An 18,725-nucleotide genomic window follows, 5' to 3' on the forward strand; every position below is an offset into this window, starting at 1 on the left:
AAATAAAAACAACCGCGTCGTGCGGTTTGGCGCAAAAGGTAGTCATTATACCGCCGCATCTTCGCTTTGCTAAGATTTTTCTTGATTTCAGACGACCTCACGGGTATGGTTTTACCTTTCCGCCGTTTTGTTGACAAAGTTTGACGCGGACGGCGGACACTCTTTTCGAAAATAATCCTCCGGCACACAAAACCATGAACAACCGCCCATCTTATTCCGATTACCTCATCCGCATCCTGACTGCCTCCGTTTACGACGTTGCCGTTGAAACCCCGCTCGAACCCGCCGTCGGGCTGTCAGGTCGTCTGAACAACAACGTCCTGCTCAAACGCGAAGACCTGCAACCCGTGTTTTCCTTCAAAATCCGCGGCGCGTACAACAAAATGGCGAAGCTTCCCAAAGAAGCACTCGCCTGCGGCGTCATCGCTGCCAGCGCGGGCAACCACGCACAAGGCGTCGCACTTTCGGCACAACGTTTGGGCTGCCGCGCCGTCATCGTGATGCCCGAAACCACGCCCCAAATCAAAATCGACGCCGTCAAAAGCCGCGGCGGCGAAGTCGTCCTCAAAGGCGTTTCCTACAACGATGCCTATGATTACGCGATGGAATTGGCAGAAAAAGAAAAACTGACCTACATCGCCCCGTTTGACGACCCCGACGTGATTGCCGGACAAGGCACAGTCGGCATGGAAATCGTGCGCCAACGTCCCGACGACATCCACGCCATCTTCGTCCCCATCGGCGGCGGCGGGCTGGCGGCGGGTGTTGCCGCATTCGTCAAACAGGTTCGCCCGAGCATCAAAGTCATCGGCGTACAAACACACGACTCCTGCTGCATGAAGCAATCCGTCGAAGCCGGAAAAGTCGTCAGCCTCAAAGACGTTGGCCTCTTCTCCGACGGTACCGCCGTCAAAGTCGTCGGCGACGAAACCTTCCGCCTCTGCCGCGATCTCTTGGACGACATCATCACCGTCGACACCGACGCCATCTGCGGCGCCATCAAAGACATCTTCGACGACACCCGCAGCATCACCGAACCCGCCGGCGCGCTCGCCCTCGCCGGCTTGAAAACCTATGCCGCCCGCAACCGCATCCAAAACCAAACCCTCGTCGCCGTCACCAGCGGCGCCAACATGAATTTCCACCGCCTGCGCCACGTTTCCGAACGCAGCGAATTGGGCGAAGGCAACGAAGGCATTTTCGCCGTGACCATCCCTGAAGAGCGCGGCAGTTTTCTCAAGTTCGTCAACCTGCTCGGCAGCCGCAACATCACCGAGTTCAACTACCGCTACGGCGACGACCAAAAAGCCCATATCTTCGTCGGCCTGCAAACCGCAGGTTCCCAAGACCTTGCCGTCATCAGCCGCCAGCTGACTGAAGCCGGGCTGCCCAATGTCGATTTGACCGAAGACGAAATCTCCAAAATCCACATCCGCTACATGGTCGGCGGACGTACAACAAAAGTCGCCCACGAACGCCTAATCAGCTTCGAGTTCCCCGAACGCCCCGGCGCACTCGCCCGCTTCCTCAATCATATGCAGGGCGGCTGGAACATTACCCTCTTCCACTACCGCAACCACGGCGCCGACTACGGCCGCATCCTCGTCGGCATCGACGTCCCGCCCACTGACGATGAAGCATTTGAAAACTTCCTCGAAAGCCTCGGTTACAGCTATCAGGACGAAACCCAAAACGCCGCATACCGCCTGTTCCTCGCTTGATAGGAAGGCAAAATAAAAGGTCGTCTGAAAACCTTTTTATGGTTTCAGACGACCTTTCATCTTTCGGACAACCGACACGAATCCGTATCAACCATCCTGAATTTGATGTACTTAACGCCAGTAGCGCCACCAAGGCATGTCGTTCGGCTGCCATTGGTGTTGCAGGAATGGGCTTTGCGGGAAGTTGGTTTCCAAGACGCGGCGGGTATCGGCAGCGAGTTGGGGTTTGTCCAGTTTCTTGTAAGCCAGTTCCATCATGGCGAGCGATTCTTCTACGTAGCGGGTGTTCTGGTAACGCTCGACGATTTTTTGGGCGCGGTTGACAGCGGCGAGGTAGGCGCCGCGTTTCATGTAGTAGCGGGCAACGGAGATTTCGTTACCGCCCAATGCGTCCACCAGTTTTGCCATGCGCTCGGTTGCGTCGGCGGCGTATTTGCTCTCCGGATAGCGTTGTACCAATTCGGCAAATGCTTGGTATGCGCTGCGGTTGGCTTTAGGGTCGCGGTCGGACCAGTCTTGAGAGGCGAGTTTGTTGAGGAAGGATTGGTCTTCATTGAACAAAACCAAGCCTTTGAGGTAAAGCGCGTAATCCATATTCGGATGTTGCGGGTGATGACGCTGGAAGCGGTCGATGGCGGCGAGGGCTTTTTCAGGCTCGTCGTCTTTGTAATAGGCGTATGCGGTGTCCAGTTGCGCCTGTTGCGCGTAGCGGCCGTTGGGGAAGCGGGATTCTAAAATTTCGTATAACTTGATGGCTCGCGTATAATTGCTGCTGTTCAACTCGTCATGCGCTTCGGCATAGAGTTTTTCCACGTTCCAATCTTGTGTGATTTGCGCGTCTTTATCGACCGTACCTTTATTGCTTGCACAGGCACCCAGTGCCAGACTTAACGAAACTACTAAAAGAATTTTTTTCATGCAGAATACTTCCTTTGATAATGAAGCCGATTATAGCGACGATTTAGACTTTACGTCAGCCCCCGAAGCAGAAAGTTGTGTTAATTTGACTGTTCCGCTGGAGCTTGCGGGCGGGCGGTTGGATGCGGTGTTGGCAAAGCTCATGCCTGATTATTCGCGCAGCCGCCTGACATCGTGGATTAAAGAAGGCGCGGTCATTGTAAACGATAAGCCCGCCCAACCCAAAGACAAAATGATAGGCGGGGAATCCATCAGCGTAACGGTACGTCCGAGCGAAGAGAATCTCGCGTTCAAACCCGAAGCGATGGATTTGGATATTGTGTACGAAGACGATACCGTCATCGTCGTCAACAAACCCGCCGGACTGGTCGTCCATCCCGCCGCAGGCAACTGGACGGGGACGCTGCTCAACGGTTTATTGGCGCATTGTCCCGAATTGAGCCAGATTCCGCGCGCGGGCATCGTCCACAGACTAGACAAGGAAACCAGCGGCCTGATGGTGGTCGCCAAAACCCTGCCCGCACAAAATTCCCTCGTGCAACAGCTTCAAGAGCGCACGGTCAAACGCATCTACCGCGCCGTCGCCAACGGTATTGTTCCCTTTGACGGAAAAATCGAAACCCAAATCGGACGCGATCCGCACAACCGCCTGAAAATGGCAGTCGTCAAATTCGGCGGCAAACCTGCCGTGACACACGTCAAAGTGTTGGAACGCTATCTTGCCCACAGCTACATCGAATGCTCGCTCGAAACCGGCAGGACGCACCAAATCCGCGTCCATATGCGCGAAGCCAACCACCCGCTTGCCGCCGACCCCGTTTACGGCAACCTGCGCCATCCGTGCAGCGAACCGGTGAAAGAAGCCGTCAAAAGTCTAGGCGCGCGTCAGGCTTTGCACGCCTACCGCTTAAGTTTCGTCCATCCGAAAACCGGCGAAACCGTTTCCTTCGAAGCCCCGATTCCCGACGATATGTATCACCTGCTCTCCGTCCTGCGCCTCGAAGCAGGCTTGGATTCGTCTTTGAGCAACGAAGAAGAGTGGCAGGACAAACTCGGCACAGATGACGACGATGATTGGAACGAAGACGATTACGATGTCGAAGTGGTTTATGTGAGGGATTAAGCAGGTGTTTTCAGACGACCTGTTACTCAAGGGTCGTCTGAAAACGAACTTCATATAAAGTTTAGATAAGGTTTATCCAACGGCATCATTCATGCTGCACCGGCAAGAATCCGAACCTCTGATTTCTCAGCGACAATTAAGAATTTACAGCAATCCCGAATCTCTGGATTCCCGCCTGCGTGGGAATGACGAAAAACCAAACATCCATTTACCCTAAGGGCAGTTAATAAACCCTTACCGCTACGCACCTATTCCGACACCCCATGAAAACCATCACAGAAACCTTAAACCTCGCCCCGCAAGGCAAAAATTTCCTGACAGCCGATTGGCCTGCGCCCGCCAACGTGAAAACCCTGATTACCACCCGCAACGGTGGTGTCAGCCAAGGCGTGTATCAAAGTTTGAACCTCGGTTCGCACGTCGGCGATGATCCTGATGCCGTGCGCCGCAACCGTGAAATCGTGCAGGAACAGGTCGGGCTGCCTGTTGCCTACCTCAATCAAATCCACAGCACCATCGTCGTCAATGCCGCCGACGCATTGGGTAACGCGCCCGACGCAGACGCTTCGGTGGACAACACAGGCAAAGCCGCCTGCGCCGCGATGACTGCCGACTGCCTGCCTGTCTTGTTCTGCGATAAAGCCGGTACGGTCGTCGCTGCCGCACATGCAGGCTGGCGCGGTTTGGCGGGCGGCGTATTGCAAAACACCATAGCCGCGATGAATGTCGCGCCCGTCGAAATCATGGCATATCTCGGCCCTGCCATCGGCGCGGACGCGTTTGAAGTCGGACAAGACGTGTTCGACGCATTTTGTGCCCCCATGCCCGAAGCGGCGGACGCATTCGAAGACATCGGCGGCGGTAAATATCTTGCCGATATCTACGCGCTGGCGCGTTTGGTTCTGCGCCGCGAAGGTGTGGACATGATTTACGGCGGCACACACTGCACCGTCCTGGAACGTGACACTTTCTTCTCTTACCGCCGCGACGGACAAACCGGCCGCATGGTCAGCCTGATTTGGTTGGAACAGGCATAAAAAAATCGTCTGAAACGCCCCATCCTCTTTCAGATGACCTTCGCAAGACTTAATCCGCCAACATTCAAACCCACCCAATCCGCACCGCTCAAAAGGATATTCTCATGACTCAAAAAAACGAACACCGCTCCCACCCTCAAGGCGAGCTTCTGCTGCGCACCGTCGCCATGCCGCAAGACACCAATCCCAACCAAGATATTTTCGGCGGCTGGATTATGTCGCAAATGGATTTGGGCGGCGGCATTTTGGCGGCAGAAATCGCGCAAGGCCGCATCGTTACCGTCGCCGTTCAGGAAATGAACTTCATCCGCCCCGTTAAAGTGGGCAACGTCGTTTGCTGCTACGGACGCTGCGTGCGCGTGGGCAACACTTCGCTGCAACTGAAAATCGAAGTTTGGGTGAAAACGTTGATGAACGACCACCTGACCGAAGACCGCCAACTCGTTACTGAAGCCATCTTTACCTACGTCGCCATCGACAGCGAAGGCAACACACGCCCTATTCCAAAAGAAGGCAACCCTAAACTGCAAGGTTTGATTTAAACCCTGATTTAAGCAAAGGTCGTCTGAAAACCCATATTGGAGATTTTCAGACGACCTTTTGACTTAAGGCGATACAGGGCTTGCCATTGACTGACGGGATGAAACAGAAACGCTCACTCCGGATCATCCGTAAACGCATTCGCCCGAAAGATTGGTACAAACGTCAACAGATAAAGCACGAACACGGCAGCGGTCAGAATCGCGGGAACGGTGATGAAGAATATCGGATTCACGTTCATTAAAAAGGCGCGCGAGACGGCGGCGGCGAAGAGGATGGGGACGGCAATGCGGCAGAGTTTAGGATAATCGAGTTTGGTAAAGCCGCTGTGCCACAGTCCGGCGGTCAGCCACACCATCATCACGCCGCCCATCATGCCGCCGAGGGTAATCAGGTGCAGGGGCGCGGAGGCGGGCAGGTTTTGCAGTTTCGCCGCGCCTGCCCACAAATAACCTGCGGCGGCAAAAAGCTGGAGCAGGTAATAAGTGCGGACGTAGTGTTTGCGCAAGAGTTCGTGATGGTGCAGTTCGCGCAGCTTGGCGAGCAGGATGAAGCCGACGGCAAGCGCGGTAAAACCGGCGGTTTGCGCGGGCAGCCAAAGTTCGGCGGCGGCGTTCAGCAGCAGAAAGGTGATGGCGATGTTTTTATAGACGACGTTGGGGATGAATACGGGGTCTTTCAGACGGCATTCTTTAAGGGCTTCCGCGCCCAAAAGGACACTGACGCGGACGGATACGAACATCACCGCCGCCATATTCAGATGCACTTGCGCGCGCAACAGGTTCAAATCGCCGCTGACGGCATAGGTCGTCTGAAAAACGGTGAACGCGGCAAGCAGCATCAGCAGGGCAAAGTTGTCAGTATTGCGGTCGAGCCAAATCAGCCAAGCGCAGAACAGCAGCAACACCAGCCAATAGGCGGCAACGAAAAACGAAGCGGTTTGCGGCGCAAACGGCAGCAGGATGGATGCGGCAAGCAACAACGCCGCCAAGACGGTGGCGACGGGTTTCAGACGACCTTTATAGCCCGTCCATTCGAGCATGGCGGCAGTCAGAAAACCGCCGTATGCTGCAGGCAGCATGAGTTCTAAGAAGATTTGGCGGTGCAAAATGACGGCACCGGGGCTGATGAAAAACACCAACGCGCCGAGTATGGCAAGCACCGCCGCACCGACGAAAAACGGCCGCATGGGGTGGGTGAAAAACTTATTCATGGTTTGGCTTGATTCTGCATGAAGATGCTTTCGGATATAGATTTATTGGGAGGACAGGGTTGTATCTTGTATTGAAGAAGCAAACCTTCGGCTTGCTTGCCCTCTCCCTAACCCTCTCCCACGGGGAGAGGGAATTGGGCTGTCGAGCCTGAACATTTTCAGGTTTACCTGCCATCTGATTCCCAATCCTGCGCCCTCTGATTTTCAGCAACCTGATCCCCTCTCCCCGTGGGAGAGGGTTAGGGAGAGGGTAACGAACCGCAAGGTTTGTCAGATACTCAAATGCCCGTATCATTCATATTATTGATATTATTGTTCGAATTGTATTATTTTCAATAATAATAAATAACCCTAAACCAATATAAATAACAGCCATTATCCAACGACTAAACTTCTCTACAATTTCACCAACACCTGAAATATTAGCCAATCTTTGTGCTGTATATACTAAAACAAAAATCAATATTAAAAATACAAGAAGAGTAACTAATAAGTCGACAAGATCTAAAGTCACAAAGTAAGGAACAAAAAGTCCAATATTATCTGCACCACAACTAGCAACTGTAACCAAAGCAACAATACCGACTAATTTTGACAACCCTTTTTCATCCAATTCTTTTTTAGCTCTTTTTTCGCCCTCACAATCGTCGTAAATAGCAACTTTAATACCTAAGTAAATCGGTATTAAACCTAATAAACCCAACACCCATTTTTCCGGAACATAATTCAAAACAAAAGCTAGAAATAAACTAACTAATATTAAAATTACAGAACCTAAATATTGTCCGATATAAATATCTCGATATTCTTTTCTAGTATTTGCTCTAGCAAAAAATACTAATAGTATTACCAACAAATCTACTGCTGTAGCAATATATAAAACAGCAGCAGTAATCACAGTCGAAAACATAAAGCACCTCATAATGAATCCCCTGCCCCCTTGGCACCACGGCTTTTTCAAAAACCGAATCGCGTTCGGATAACAGATTCGTATCTTTCGCTAAAGAGGCAAGCGTGCGGCTTGCTTACCCTCTCCCTAGCCCTCTCCCACGGGGAGAGGGAATCGGGCTGCCAAACCCTAACATTTTCAGGTTTACCTGACATCTGATTCCCAATCCTGCACTCTCTGATTTTCAGCAACCTGTTACCCTCTCCCCGTGGGAGAGGGTTAGGGAGAGGGCAACGAACCGCAAGGTTCGTCAGATATTCAAATCCCCTCATCACTCATAATAATGAATCCCTTGAAACTCTCTTGCCACCACAGCCTCTTCAAAAGCCGAATCACGTTCGGACAGCGGCGTGGGCAGGGTAATTACGTTTTGCACGTTCATGCCCTTAGTGGAAAGCAGCATGATTTCATGGCTCAGGCGCGCGGCTTCGAATCGGTCGTGCGTCACCAGCATACACGCCATGCCCTGTCGCTCGATTTTTTCCACCAGCATGGCAACCAAAATATCGCGCAAATCGCGATCCAAACCGACAAACGGCTCGTCCAGCAAAGCAAGGTCGCAGCCGCACAGCAGCAGGCGCAAAAACGCCACCCGTTTCGCCATGCCGCCGGACAATTCGGTCGGATATTTGTTCAAATCGCCCGCAGTCAGCCCGACTTTCGCCGCCAGCGCGATGATTTCGCCTTCATCGGGTTTGTCCATAAAAATAGCGATATTCTGCATCGCGGTCAAGTTTTCCGGCAGGCGGTTTTCCTGAAACAGAAAACCCGTTTTGCGGAAAGTATTGCGTATCGAGCCCGATTTCGGCGTTTCCAAGCCCGCAATCAGCCGCAAAACCGTCGTCTTGCCGCAGCCGCTCGGCCCGAACAAAGCTTTTACTTCGCCATGTTGCAGGTTCAAACTGAAATCGCGCACAATGGGATCGCGGAGAATTTCAAAACGCACGTTTTCAAGACAGAGCATCATCTCCTCCACGGCATAAACAAAATTTCCAAAGGCTTGGTAATCAGGTATTCAAACAGCGACACAAACACGATAACCAACACCACATAAGCCATCACCGTCGAAGTCTCCAACATCGCCCTCGCGTCCGCAATCCGCGCGCCCACGCCTTCGCTCGCGCCCAAGAGTTCCGCCATAATCACCACCTTCACCCCCATCGCCACCGCCACGCCGATGCTGGAAATCACATAGCCCGTCAGATGCGGAATATACAGATAACGGATTTTTTTCAGACGGCCTAATTTATAAGCGTCAAACAACTCCTCATGCTGCTTGTTCACGCTCGCCATCCCGACCGCCGCACTCGCAAACGTCAGCGGCGCAACCAACACAATGATGGTAAACAACACGCTCGGATTGCCGAAACCGAACCAAAACAACGCCATCACCACCCAAATAATCGGCGGCATCGCCAACAAAATCGTAATCACAGGCTTAAGCAACGCCATCGCCGTCTTAAAACTGCCCGCTACCAGCCCCGCCGCCAATCCCGCCGCCAGCGCAACCGAAATCCCCACCACCGACCGCCACAGCGAAATCCCGATTTCGTTTTCCTGAAAATGTTTCAATAAATCCAAAGAATTTTGAAACACCTCCACCGGCGCAGGCAGCATAAACTCACCAAACACGGCGCTGCCCCACGCCCACAACGCCACCACCACCATCGCCACGCTCAGACCGGCAAAGCCGCTCCAAAGGTAGTCGATGATGTAAAACACCGCAGGCTGCGGTTTGCGTATTTTGTCGGTTTTAATCATGGTTTGGGTGTTGGTTTGTCGTTATGTCTAAAAATGCAGGCCGTCTGAAAGCGGTAGGTCGGATACTTGTATCCGACAGCTTTGTTCAGCCATACCGAAGTGTCAGATTCAAGAATCTCGACTATGATTACCCTAAATTTGCAATTTATTTGATAAATTTCTTAACTCCATAATGTCATCCTGTATTGCATAAAATTCACTACCATATTTAGATATTAAAATATGCAATGGCAATTTTCTTTTCCCTGGTGAATTTCTATAAGTTCCAACCAATGCTTTTGTGTCAGTCAATATTATTGATGTTCTAAAATACCCCTTTGAATATGCATAAATCTCAAAATTATGTTTTGGATATTTAGTTGCAAAATTTTTTATTTCAGAAATAGCTTGATTAATTTTATTTTTGTATGTATCAGTATCATCTTTACCATTAGCATAACATAACAATTTGGCCGCATCAGATTCATCATCCAGCAAAATAAATGTAGTAGTTATTCCTTTTTTTTTAAATCTACTATTTAAATTCTCAGCATTATTTGAAATAAAATTCTTTCCATCATTCATGGCTACAATAAAATCTTTCGACCCCTCAAAATCAAGAACTTCAATACTTCCATTTTCGGGAATGGAAACAATACCAATTTCATTAGTTTTTTGAAGAAGTGGGATTTCATTAAATATTAAATCTTTAGTCTCTTTTTGTAGAAACTTAGATATAGATAAAGCTGAAAAAAGAGCTATTCCAATATTGGACGATAAGTTAATCCACATATTATTATCTTTAAATAACAAAGGAATAATTATAGACATTACAAGTAATGCTAGTATTCCCCACAAAGACAATTTTTCTAGCCATAAATTAATGGGTTTTTTCTTCATTTCATAATCCTTTCAAAATAGAAGTAACATTTCCCTCATTTCCCCCCAGCATAAAATGCCGATCTATCCTGTTTTCCCAACAACCCCAATTAACAAATCTACCAACAAGCAGGCTTGCAGCATTTGCCGTAGTCGGGCGGTAGTATTTAACTGCTGTTTAAGAGTTCGATCACGGCGGTGATGGTAGTGAGAGTTTGGGGGCGCAGCAAGCGTAGATTGGGGCATAACCCAACATTTCAGACAGTTTGACGGTTTTGTTGGGTTTGACAACCCACAGTTACCACCCGCCGTCATTCCCGCGTAGGCGGGAATCCACAAGTTTGACGTTGCTGCAATTTTAAAACATTCCTGCAATATCGAGGACTGGATTCCTGCCTACGCGGGAATGACTGCTTTTGGTGTATTGTTCCGACTGTTATCTGATAGGTCGTCTGAAAAGAGTAGGTCGGATACTCGTATCCGACAGCCCCTTTTAACCGAAATGTCAGGTTCAAGAATCCGACCCACGCTGCTGATAATGTCCTAACAAGTCGTCTGAAAAATGATAAATCAGGTATTCACGACCACCCTACCCTTTTCAGACGACCTCTCCTCCTTTTAAGCCAAGAAGAACCCGTTATCAGGCAGCTTGCCGCCCAAGAGTTTTGGATTGAACTGCATCAGGATTTCGTAAAACTTCAAAATCTCATTCTTCACTTCGCTGCCTTTGGTTACCGTCAGCCGTGCGCCGTCCAAGCCCATGACTAGGGCGGGTTCGGGGGCGGGGAGGTAGTTTTTGCCGATTTTCGCCGCGCTTTGGCGGTTGGCGAGTATCCAGTTGAGGGCGTTTTTCAAATCCTGATGGAAGAGGTCAAACTGCGCCTTGTGCGCGTGGAAATATTCTTCGTTGGCGATGATGCCCGCCATCGGAATCAGCGGTTTGGTGTCAAACGCCTGCCCCCATGCCTTCACCAAATCAAAACCGCGCACGACGTTCACGCCCATGGTTTTTCCTTTGAGCATACCCGCGCTCGCCATCGGTTCGGGCAGGATGGCGGCGTGGTAGTCCTTGCTTAAAAACAGCCCCACCGCTTCGGGCGGCGTGGCGGTGTAAGTGATGCCGACTTTATGCGCGTCGATTTTCAGTTTTTTCAACAAGGCTTGCAGTACGATGTCGGGCATGTCGTTTTTAAACGGCACGAGGATTTTTTTGCCGACCAAATCCTGCGGCGAGGCAATCGCACTGCCTTTGCAGACTAACTGCGTGATGCCGTTGGTCAAAATATTCACCATGCCGACTTTCTGCCCTTGGTTGCGCAGGTTCACGCCGACATTGCTCGGACTCATCATCACTTTAAATTGCCCGCTCGCCACGCCCGCGCGAAGCTGGTCGGGCGATCGCCAAACCTTCAGCGACACATCCGCCTGCTTCGCCAGCTTGCCTTGCAACGCCGCTACGGCGATGGTAACGCTGGGCATCGCCGGCGCGCCGTAAACGGTAAACTGCTCTTTCCCCGCCGCCAACAGCGAAGGCGAAACCCCTGCCGCTGCCAGCGCGGCGGTCATTTTTAAGAAATCGCGTCTTTTCAGTTCCATTTTCCAATCTCCTGGTTAGGTAGCGCGGACTTCAGCCCGGCTGTTTAACAGAATCCCTCTAAGATGAATTTGAACTGCGCCAAATATAGGAATGGACACGCCACAGCCTATCTAGATTCGCAACTCTGTTTTACCATCCATATTCTGATAATAATTTTTATTCATTATGCTATTAAAGAAAATGGAAGTAAAGGCACGATTGTTCCGACATCCGTTTATATATGGAAACGCAAATCTTTTTCGGCATTACGCCTATTAATAATATTGAAATAAAAGGTCGTCTGAAAACGGTTTTCAGACGACCTTTCGTTCTCCAATACGGCTTAATTTGCGTTTTTCGGTTTTAAAGAACCAAGATAAATCGCCGACAAAGTCAAAACAACACCAAACCACTGCAAAGTGTTAATCGGCTTGTCCAACCAAAAATAATCAATCAGTAAAGCGGCAACGGGTTCGGAAAGCAGCAGCAAACCGGTTAAAGACAGGGACAGCAGCGGGATTGCATAGGCAATCATCCCCCATGCCAAACATTGCATGACCACGCCGTATATCAAGACCAAGCCTATATCGCGCCATTGCGTCGGGTATAGGGCGTTGCTGTCGAAAATCAGCGCGGGAACAATCAGGGACAACGCGCCGCCGAAACTCAAAACCATCATCATCGGGAAAAGCGCCACCCTTTCAACTTCATGCGTTTTGCGGACGAACACCATAGACAATGCCAAAAGCCCGCCCGACGCAATTCCGCTGACAAAGCCCCATAAGGCGTGGGCATTGTGGTTGAACTCAGGACTGCCGATTAAGACAACCCCTCCAACTGCCAATATCAGGCTCACAACTTGCAGGCTGTTCAAGCGTTCTTGAAAAAAGAAAAATCCGATGGCGGACAGAAAAAATATCTGCAAGCTGTTGAGCAATGTGGAAATCCCGGGCCCCACCGCATATACGCTCTCATGCCACAATGACAAATCAAACGCCAGAAATATGCCGGACAACATGGCATATTTGACCGCCCTTCTGCTTTTGGGCAGCTTTTGTCCGAAAAAACGGCAGAGCAGCCAAAACACGCCCGCCGCAATCAGCAGCCGCCAAAATGCAACTGCATACGGGCCTACGGGGACGAATCTGACGATCAGGCTTCCCAGCCCGAATAAGACGCAGCCGAAGATGAGGAATGGTGCTGCATAAGAGTCGGAACGGATATTCATGAACTTACTCCGCAACGGATTGGCATGAGGATTTAAAGTGATGAAAAGGATTGTGCATGGTAACGCGAATCCGAAAGAATAATAAGTAGGTGCAATATCTTATTTCCCTTCCAACTTCTCCTGAGGAAAATCAGTACGCTTCAGAAACTTAACATACCGGCTGGATTTCAAAATAAAGCCGCTTCCCGCATAGATATAGTGGATTAAATTTAAATCAGGACAAGGCGACGAAGCCGCAGACAGTACAGATAGTACGGCAAGGCGAGGCAACGCCGTACTGGTTTAAAGTTAATCCACTATAACTATAAATTGGCAATGATGGAAACTTGCTTTCAATTTATTCTGCCGAAAAGCCAAAGGTCGTCTGAAAACTGATTTTCAGACGACCTTGTGTTTTATCGAAATGAAACGGGCAACTTAGTGGATGCTGCTGCCGATACGGCTGTAATCGCCTAAGTTCATCCATACGAAGAAGGCTTTTCCGACGATAAGTTTGTCGTCCACAAAGCCCCAGTAGCGGGAGTCGGCGCTGTTGTCGCGGTTGTCGCCCATGGCGAAGTAACGGCCTTCGGGCACTTTGCAGGTAAAGCCGCTGCCGTCTTCGGCGTATTGACAGTGTTCCAAACCGCTTTGCTCTACGGAATAACCGTTTTCAGGCATGATTTCCATACGGTATTTGTCGAGCGCGGGGATCGAGATGGTGGGCTGCCCGGGCTCTTTCAGGATGTTGAAGCTTTTGCCGTTGAGGGTCGTCTGAAAAAGTTCGGGGCTGTGAATCGCGGACGGCTCGGTATCGTCAGGGTAGGAGTAGGTGCCGTTCGGTTGGTCGGGGGTGGCTTGTCCGTTGACGGTCAGGACTTTGTCGCGGTATTCGACGGTATCGCCCGGCAGTCCGACGATGCGCTTGATGTAGTTCATTTCAGGCTGGACGGGGTAGTTGAACACGACGACGTCGCCGCGCTCGATTTGTCCGGTCGGAATCAGGACGTTGTTGATAATCGGGGTTCTGATACCGTAGGCGAATTTGTTCACAAGGATGAAGTCGCCTTTAACCAAGCCGGGACGCATGGAGCTGGACGGGATTTGGAAAGGTTCGGCGATAAAGGTGCGCAGGATGAAGACGACGAGGATGATCGGGAAAAAGCCGCTCATGTAGTCGGTAAAGTGGGCTTTGTCCTGATGCGACGGGTCTTTTTTCAGACGACCTTTGTGAATGGCCCAAACGATGCCGGTGAATACGACAAATATCAGCAATACGGCGGTAAAGCTCATGTAAAAAGACAGGATGCCGAAAACGCCGATCATGCACAAAAGATACGCCCATTGCAGGCCGGAACTCCATTCTCCGTTTTCTTGGCGCTCTTTGCTGCTTATGAAATAAAGGAAAATGCCGATAACGATGGCGGCAATCGCGCCGTAGATTAAATTTGTGCTCATTATTTGTCGCTCACTTGCAGAATCGCCAAGAACGCGCTTTGCGGGATTTCCACGTTGCCCACTTGTTTCATGCGGCGTTTGCCTGCTTTTTGTTTTTCGAGAAGTTTTTTCTTACGGGTAATATCGCCGCCGTAACATTTCGCCAAGACGTTTTTACGCAGGGCTTTGACGTTTTCGCGGGCAATGATCTGACTGCCGATGGCGGCTTGGACGGCGATGTCGAACATTTGGCGCGGAATCAGCTCGCGCATTTTCGCTGCCAGCTCGCGGCCTCGGTGAACCGCGCTTTGACGGTGCACAATCAGGCTTAGGGCATCGACTTTTTCGCCGTTGACCATGATGTCGAGCTTAATCAAATCAGACGGTTGGAACTCTTTGAAATGGTAGTCCAACGAGGCATAGCCGCGCGAAGTGGATTTGAGTTTGTCGAAAAAATCCATCACGACTTCGTTCATGGGCAAGTCGTAAGTCAGCATGACTTGACGGCCCATGTATTGCATATTGACTTGCACGCCGCGCTTTTGATTACACAAAGTCATGACGTTGCCGACGTATTCCTGCGGTACGAGGATGGTCGCGGTAATAATCGGCTCGAGGATGGTTTCGATGCTGCCGATGTCGGGCAGTTTGGACGGGTTTTCAACTTCGATTTTTTCGCCGCTTTTCAACACGACTTCGTAAACCACCGTCGGCGCGGTGGTAATCAAATCCATGTCGAACTCGCGCTCCAAGCGTTCCTGCACGATTTCCAAGTGCAGCAGGCCCAAGAAGCCGCAGCGGAAGCCGAAGCCCAATGCCTGAGAAACTTCAGGCTCGAATTTCAATGAAGCGTCGTTAAGCTGCAATTTTTCTAAAGCGTCGCGCAAGGCTTCGTAATCGTGGCTTTCTACGGGGTAGAGACCCGCGAATACTTGACTTTGTACTTCTTGGAAGCCGGGCAGCGGCTCAGAGGCGGGGTTGGCAACCAATGTAACCGTATCGCCGACTTTCGCCTGTCCCAATTCTTTCACGCCGGTAATCAAAAAGCCCACTTCGCCGGCTTTGAGTTCTTGTTTTTGAACCGATTTCGGCGTGAATACGCCTAGCTGCTCAACCTGCGTTTCCGCTTTGGTGCTCATAAAGCGCACTTTGTCTTTCAGCTTGATGGTGCCGTTTTTCACGCGAATCAACATGACCACGCCGACGTAGTTGTCAAACCACGAATCAACGATAACGGCTTGCAGCGGCGCGTTTTCATCGCCGGTCGGTGCGGGGATTTTGGCAACGATTTCTTCCAAAACATCTTCCACGCCGATGCCGCTTTTGGCTGAACATTGCACCGCACCAACGGCATCGATGCCGATAATGTCTTCGATTTCCTGTTCCACGCGGTCGGGGTCGGCGGCGGGCAGGTCGATTTTGTTCAAAACCGGCACGACTTCCACGCCCAAATCAATCGCGGTATAGCAGTTCGCCACGGTTTGCGCTTCCACGCCTTGCGATGCGTCAACGACCAAGAGCGCGCCTTCGCAGGCGGACAGCGAACGGGAGACTTCGTAAGAGAAGTCGACGTGTCCCGGCGTGTCAATCAGGTTGAGCTGATACACCTGTCCGTCGCGTGCTTTGTAGTTGAGCGCGGCGGTCTGCGCTTTGATGGTGATGCCGCGCTCTTTTTCGATGTCCATGGAATCGAGTATCTGCGTACTCATTTCGCGCAAATCCAGGCCGCCGCAGTATTGGATGAAGCGGTCGGCAAGCGTCGATTTGCCGTGGTCGATGTGGGCAATGATGGAGAAATTTCGGATATTTTTCATATTGTTATTTTGAAAGATAAGCAGTGATTCTGAAAAGGTCGTCTGAAAATCAAATAGACCGTTCAGATGACCTTCAGGTAAAGTGAAATAGCCTGACATTCTAGCGGAAATTTACTGTTTCCGCATGATTTTATGCGTGTTTTACAGCGACGCGACAATCTTTTCCACCATTTTTGCCGAGCTTGCTGCCGCCGTTTTCAAAAACTCTTCAAAGCTGATGTCCGCTTTTTCGTCCGCCGAGTCGGACATGGCGCGGATCACGACGAAAGGCGTGTTCAACTGGTGGCAGGCCTGCGCAATCGCCGCTGCTTCCATTTCCACTGCTTTGACTTCGGGGAAATAGCTGCGGATTTCCGCCACGCCTTCGCTGCTGTGGACAAAGCGGTCGCCGCTGACAATCAAGCCTTGCTCTACCGCCGCGCCTTCAAACACTTCCGCCGCCTGTTTCGCCTTGCCGACCAAGAGGTCGTCTGAAACGAATACGGCGGGCAGTTGCGGCACTTGTCCCCAAACATAACCGAATGCCGTTACATCGACATCATGGTGCGCGATTTCCGTGCCGACCACTATGTCGCCGACTTTCAACCCCTTGCCCAAGCCGCCCGCGCTGCCGGTATTGATGACGCAGTCCGGCGCGAATTGATGGATAACCCAAGCTGTTGAAACCGCTGCGTTGACCTTGCCGATGCCGCTCAATACCAACACCATGCGCTTGCCCGCCATTTCGCCTTCGTAGGCGGTAAACTTACCGAAAGACACGCTTTTGACATGATCCATTGCTTCGCGCAAAAGCTCGATTTCCTGTTCCATCGCGCCGATGACCGCTACTGTTTGTACAGACATTTTTTACCTTTCCATAAAATTGTGGGCGGTATTATAACAGCAGCGGCGGCATTCCATACCCGTATTGAATCCGCCGTATTGCCCGCCTGTCTTATTATTCGATACGGTAATCTTGCCATTTTTATGTATCATGATTTATTTGATATAATCCATTTTAATAAAATAACCACCGAAATTATCAAATATCATGATGACCAATCCTCCCAGTGCAAAAGACGAATTGTTCACTTGGCTGCGCCATATGAACAAATACAAAGGCTCCGACCTCTTTATTACGACCAATTTCCCGCCCGCTATGAAAGTGGACGGCAAAATCACGCCGATTACCGATGAGCCGCTGACCTCTGAAAAATGTATGGAAATCGCTTTTTCGATTATGTCCACCAAACAAATCGAAGAGTTTTCTTCCACCAACGAATGCAACTTCGCCATCAGCCTGCCCGACACCAGCCGCTTCCGTGTCAATGCGATGGTGCAGCGCGGCGCGACGGCGTTAGTGTTCCGCTCCATTACCAGCAAAATCCCTAATTTCGACAGCCTCAATCTGCCGCCCGTTTTGAAAGACGTGGTGATGAAAAAACGCGGCCTCGTGATTTTCGTCGGCGGTACCGGCTCGGGCAAATCGACCTCGCTCGCCGCAATGGTTGACCACCGCAACGAAAATTGCCAAGACCACATCATCACCATCGAAGACCCGATTGAGTTCGTCCATCAACACAAAAAAAGCATCATTACCCAGCGCGAAGTCGGTGTGGATACCGAAAACTGGTTTGCTGCGCTGAAAAACACTCTGCGTCAGGCACCAGACGTCATCCTGATCGGCGAGATTCGCGACCGCGAAACCATGGACTACGCCTTGGCGTTCGCCGAAACAGGCCACCTCTGTCTCGCCACGCTGCACGCCAACAACTCCAACCAAGCGCTCGACCGCATCATCAACTTCTTCCCCGAAGAGCGCCGCACCCAACTTTTGACCGACTTGTCGCTCAACCTGCAAGCCTTCATCTCGCAACGCCTGATTCCCCGCGAAGGCGGCAAGGGGCGCGTGGCCGCTGTGGAAATCCTGCTCAATTCGCCGATTATTTCCGAGATGATTCAAAAAGGCGAAATCCATGGCATTAAAGAAATGATGAAAAAATCGACCGCCATGGGCATGCAGACCTTTGACCAAGCGCTCTACGAGCTGTACGAACGAGGCGACATCAGTTTCCAAGACGCCATTAAAAACGCCGATTCCGCACACGACCTGCGTTTGGACATCCAACTGCGCAGCCGCCGCGCCCAAAACGCCGGCCCGGATTTGGAACTGATTTAAAAGTTGTCGGAAATGAACAAAGGTCGTCTGAAAACCACTTTTCAGACGACCTTTTAAACAACTAATTAACTTACATAGTTCACAGCATAACGGCTTTCATAGGACATTAGTTTCCTAACTATATCAAACAGCTTTAATTAATCCAGCCAACAGAATTATAGTGGTATTTCCTACACAACCCTGTCAGTATTGTGTAGAAAATCGTCGCGTTGTTTTCACTCATATGCTTGTCAGGGTCTTTTACCGATGGGAACAGATAACTGCTATGTCCTGTCAGTTCCTTCATTTCTGCCAAAAGCTCAAGCGTCCAATCGGCAAGGGGGACGATATGCGGGGCTTTCATCTTCATCTTGGCGGCGGGTATGCTCCATTCTGCCCCATCCAAATCAAATTCCGCCCATTCCGCCGCCCTA

General features: G+C 50.8%; 17 protein-coding genes. 5 read left to right on the top strand and 12 right to left on the bottom strand.

The window, feature by feature from the left end; all coding sequences use genetic code 11:
* Positions 1-194: 194 nt before the first annotated feature.
* Complete coding sequence (ilvA, locus tag DBY90_RS10005) at positions 195-1,721, top strand: threonine ammonia-lyase, biosynthetic (protein WP_107987116.1); 1,527 nt, start codon at positions 195-197, stop codon at positions 1,719-1,721.
* Positions 1,722-1,832: 111 nt separating this feature from the next.
* Here the strand turns inward: ilvA and DBY90_RS10010 are convergent, their stop codons facing one another.
* On the bottom strand, positions 1,833-2,639 hold the full coding sequence (locus tag DBY90_RS10010) for an outer membrane protein assembly factor BamD (RefSeq protein ID WP_003755523.1): 807 nt from the start codon (positions 2,637-2,639) through the stop codon (positions 1,833-1,835).
* On the opposite strand from DBY90_RS10010, the gene rluD reads away from it, so the two are divergent.
* The 3 genes from rluD to yciA all read left to right on the top strand — a co-directional run bounded on the left by rluD (position 2,638) and on the right by yciA (position 5,341).
* Entirely contained in the window at positions 2,638-3,762 is a 1,125-nt protein-coding gene (gene rluD / locus DBY90_RS10015; RefSeq protein ID WP_070493221.1) for a 23S rRNA pseudouridine(1911/1915/1917) synthase RluD, read from the top strand. The two genes, DBY90_RS10010 and rluD, sit on opposite strands and share 2 nt — an antisense overlap.
* Positions 3,763-4,025: 263 nt before the next feature.
* Positions 4,026-4,799 carry a peptidoglycan editing factor PgeF gene (pgeF, locus tag DBY90_RS10020; RefSeq protein WP_070493224.1) on the top strand — a complete coding sequence of 258 codons (774 nt, stop codon included), beginning with the start codon at positions 4,026-4,028 and terminating at the stop codon, positions 4,797-4,799.
* 104 nt (positions 4,800-4,903) lie between these two features.
* Complete coding sequence (yciA, locus tag DBY90_RS10025; RefSeq protein WP_045073417.1) at positions 4,904-5,341, top strand: acyl-CoA thioester hydrolase YciA; 438 nt, start codon at positions 4,904-4,906, stop codon at positions 5,339-5,341.
* Positions 5,342-5,454: 113 nt separating this feature from the next.
* Here yciA and DBY90_RS10030 read toward each other — a convergent pair whose 3' ends face one another.
* The 10 genes from DBY90_RS10030 to DBY90_RS10080 form a co-directional block, all read right to left on the bottom strand.
* Positions 5,455-6,552, bottom strand: coding sequence for an NnrS family protein (locus tag DBY90_RS10030; protein WP_070493227.1), 1,098 nt, complete (start codon positions 6,550-6,552; stop codon positions 5,455-5,457).
* Positions 6,553-6,847: 295 nt separating this feature from the next.
* On the bottom strand, positions 6,848-7,462 hold the full coding sequence (locus tag DBY90_RS10035) for a CadD family cadmium resistance transporter (protein ID WP_199904710.1): 615 nt from the start codon (positions 7,460-7,462) through the stop codon (positions 6,848-6,850).
* Between the two features lie 310 nt (positions 7,463-7,772).
* Complete coding sequence (locus DBY90_RS10040) at positions 7,773-8,465, bottom strand: ATP-binding cassette domain-containing protein (RefSeq protein ID WP_193616601.1); 693 nt, start codon at positions 8,463-8,465, stop codon at positions 7,773-7,775.
* Positions 8,465-9,262 (bottom strand): ABC transporter permease, encoded by a 798-nt coding sequence (locus DBY90_RS10045; protein WP_070493341.1) that lies wholly within the window; start codon positions 9,260-9,262, stop codon positions 8,465-8,467. Before DBY90_RS10045 ends, DBY90_RS10040 begins: the two co-directional genes overlap by 1 nt.
* 132 nt (positions 9,263-9,394) lie before the next feature.
* Complete coding sequence (locus DBY90_RS10050) at positions 9,395-10,141, bottom strand: hypothetical protein (protein WP_070493344.1); 747 nt, start codon at positions 10,139-10,141, stop codon at positions 9,395-9,397.
* 597 nt (positions 10,142-10,738) lie between these two features.
* Positions 10,739-11,716: an ABC transporter substrate-binding protein gene (locus DBY90_RS10055; RefSeq protein ID WP_070493347.1), complete on the bottom strand. Its 978-nt coding sequence runs from the start codon at positions 11,714-11,716 to the stop codon at positions 10,739-10,741.
* Between the two features lie 323 nt (positions 11,717-12,039).
* Positions 12,040-12,924, bottom strand: a complete 885-nt coding sequence (locus DBY90_RS10060; RefSeq protein ID WP_070493350.1) for a DMT family transporter — start codon at positions 12,922-12,924, stop codon at positions 12,040-12,042.
* 417 nt (positions 12,925-13,341) lie between these two features.
* Positions 13,342-14,361, bottom strand: a complete 1,020-nt coding sequence (lepB, locus tag DBY90_RS10070; RefSeq protein WP_070493353.1) for a signal peptidase I — start codon at positions 14,359-14,361, stop codon at positions 13,342-13,344.
* Positions 14,361-16,154, bottom strand: coding sequence for a translation elongation factor 4 (lepA, locus tag DBY90_RS10075; RefSeq protein ID WP_070493508.1), 1,794 nt, complete (start codon positions 16,152-16,154; stop codon positions 14,361-14,363). The genes lepB and lepA overlap by 1 nt, the downstream gene beginning before the upstream one ends.
* A 141-nt stretch (positions 16,155-16,295) precedes the next feature.
* The gene (locus DBY90_RS10080; protein WP_070493356.1) at positions 16,296-16,997 is read right to left on the bottom strand and encodes a 5'-methylthioadenosine/adenosylhomocysteine nucleosidase; all 702 of its coding nucleotides are present in this window, start codon (positions 16,995-16,997) and stop codon (positions 16,296-16,298) included.
* A gap of 187 nt (positions 16,998-17,184) precedes the next feature.
* Between DBY90_RS10080 and DBY90_RS10085 the strand changes: the two genes are divergently transcribed.
* Positions 17,185-18,312, top strand: coding sequence for a PilT/PilU family type 4a pilus ATPase (locus tag DBY90_RS10085; protein WP_003742946.1), 1,128 nt, complete (start codon positions 17,185-17,187; stop codon positions 18,310-18,312).
* A gap of 133 nt (positions 18,313-18,445) precedes the next feature.
* Here DBY90_RS10085 and DBY90_RS10090 read toward each other — a convergent pair.
* The coding region (locus tag DBY90_RS10090; protein ID WP_411713481.1) for a tyrosine-type recombinase/integrase at positions 18,446-18,725 on the bottom strand (280 nt) is incomplete at its 5' end.

Origin of the sequence: Neisseria mucosa (assembly GCF_003044445.1) — a bacterium.
Lineage (GTDB): Bacteria > Pseudomonadota > Gammaproteobacteria > Burkholderiales > Neisseriaceae > Neisseria > Neisseria mucosa_A.

Excerpts from the sequence above, each read along its gene's own strand:
- DBY90_RS10055 (WP_070493347.1), bottom strand. The coding sequence starts at position 11,716 with ATGGAACTGAAAAGACGCGATTTCTTAAAAATGACCGCCGCGCTGGCA.
- DBY90_RS10030 (WP_070493227.1), bottom strand. The coding sequence starts at position 6,552 with ATGAATAAGTTTTTCACCCACCCCATGCGGCCGTTTTTCGTCGGTGCG.
- yciA (WP_045073417.1), top strand. The coding sequence starts at position 4,904 with ATGACTCAAAAAAACGAACACCGCTCCCACCCTCAAGGCGAGCTTCTG.
- DBY90_RS10045 (WP_070493341.1), bottom strand. The coding sequence starts at position 9,262 with ATGATTAAAACCGACAAAATACGCAAACCGCAGCCTGCGGTGTTTTAC.
- DBY90_RS10010 (WP_003755523.1), bottom strand. The coding sequence starts at position 2,639 with ATGAAAAAAATTCTTTTAGTAGTTTCGTTAAGTCTGGCACTGGGTGCC.
- DBY90_RS10060 (WP_070493350.1), bottom strand. The coding sequence starts at position 12,924 with ATGAATATCCGTTCCGACTCTTATGCAGCACCATTCCTCATCTTCGGC.
- DBY90_RS10080 (WP_070493356.1), bottom strand. The coding sequence starts at position 16,997 with ATGTCTGTACAAACAGTAGCGGTCATCGGCGCGATGGAACAGGAAATC.
- pgeF (WP_070493224.1), top strand. The coding sequence starts at position 4,026 with ATGAAAACCATCACAGAAACCTTAAACCTCGCCCCGCAAGGCAAAAAT.
- lepA (WP_070493508.1), bottom strand. The coding sequence starts at position 16,154 with ATGAAAAATATCCGAAATTTCTCCATCATTGCCCACATCGACCACGGC.
- DBY90_RS10050 (WP_070493344.1), bottom strand. The coding sequence starts at position 10,141 with ATGAAGAAAAAACCCATTAATTTATGGCTAGAAAAATTGTCTTTGTGG.
- lepB (WP_070493353.1), bottom strand. The coding sequence starts at position 14,361 with ATGAGCACAAATTTAATCTACGGCGCGATTGCCGCCATCGTTATCGGC.
- ilvA (WP_107987116.1), top strand. The coding sequence starts at position 195 with ATGAACAACCGCCCATCTTATTCCGATTACCTCATCCGCATCCTGACT.
- rluD (WP_070493221.1), top strand. The coding sequence starts at position 2,638 with ATGCAGAATACTTCCTTTGATAATGAAGCCGATTATAGCGACGATTTA.
- DBY90_RS10040 (WP_193616601.1), bottom strand. The coding sequence starts at position 8,465 with ATGCTCTGTCTTGAAAACGTGCGTTTTGAAATTCTCCGCGATCCCATT.
- DBY90_RS10035 (WP_199904710.1), bottom strand. The coding sequence starts at position 7,462 with ATGTTTTCGACTGTGATTACTGCTGCTGTTTTATATATTGCTACAGCA.
- DBY90_RS10085 (WP_003742946.1), top strand. The coding sequence starts at position 17,185 with ATGATGACCAATCCTCCCAGTGCAAAAGACGAATTGTTCACTTGGCTG.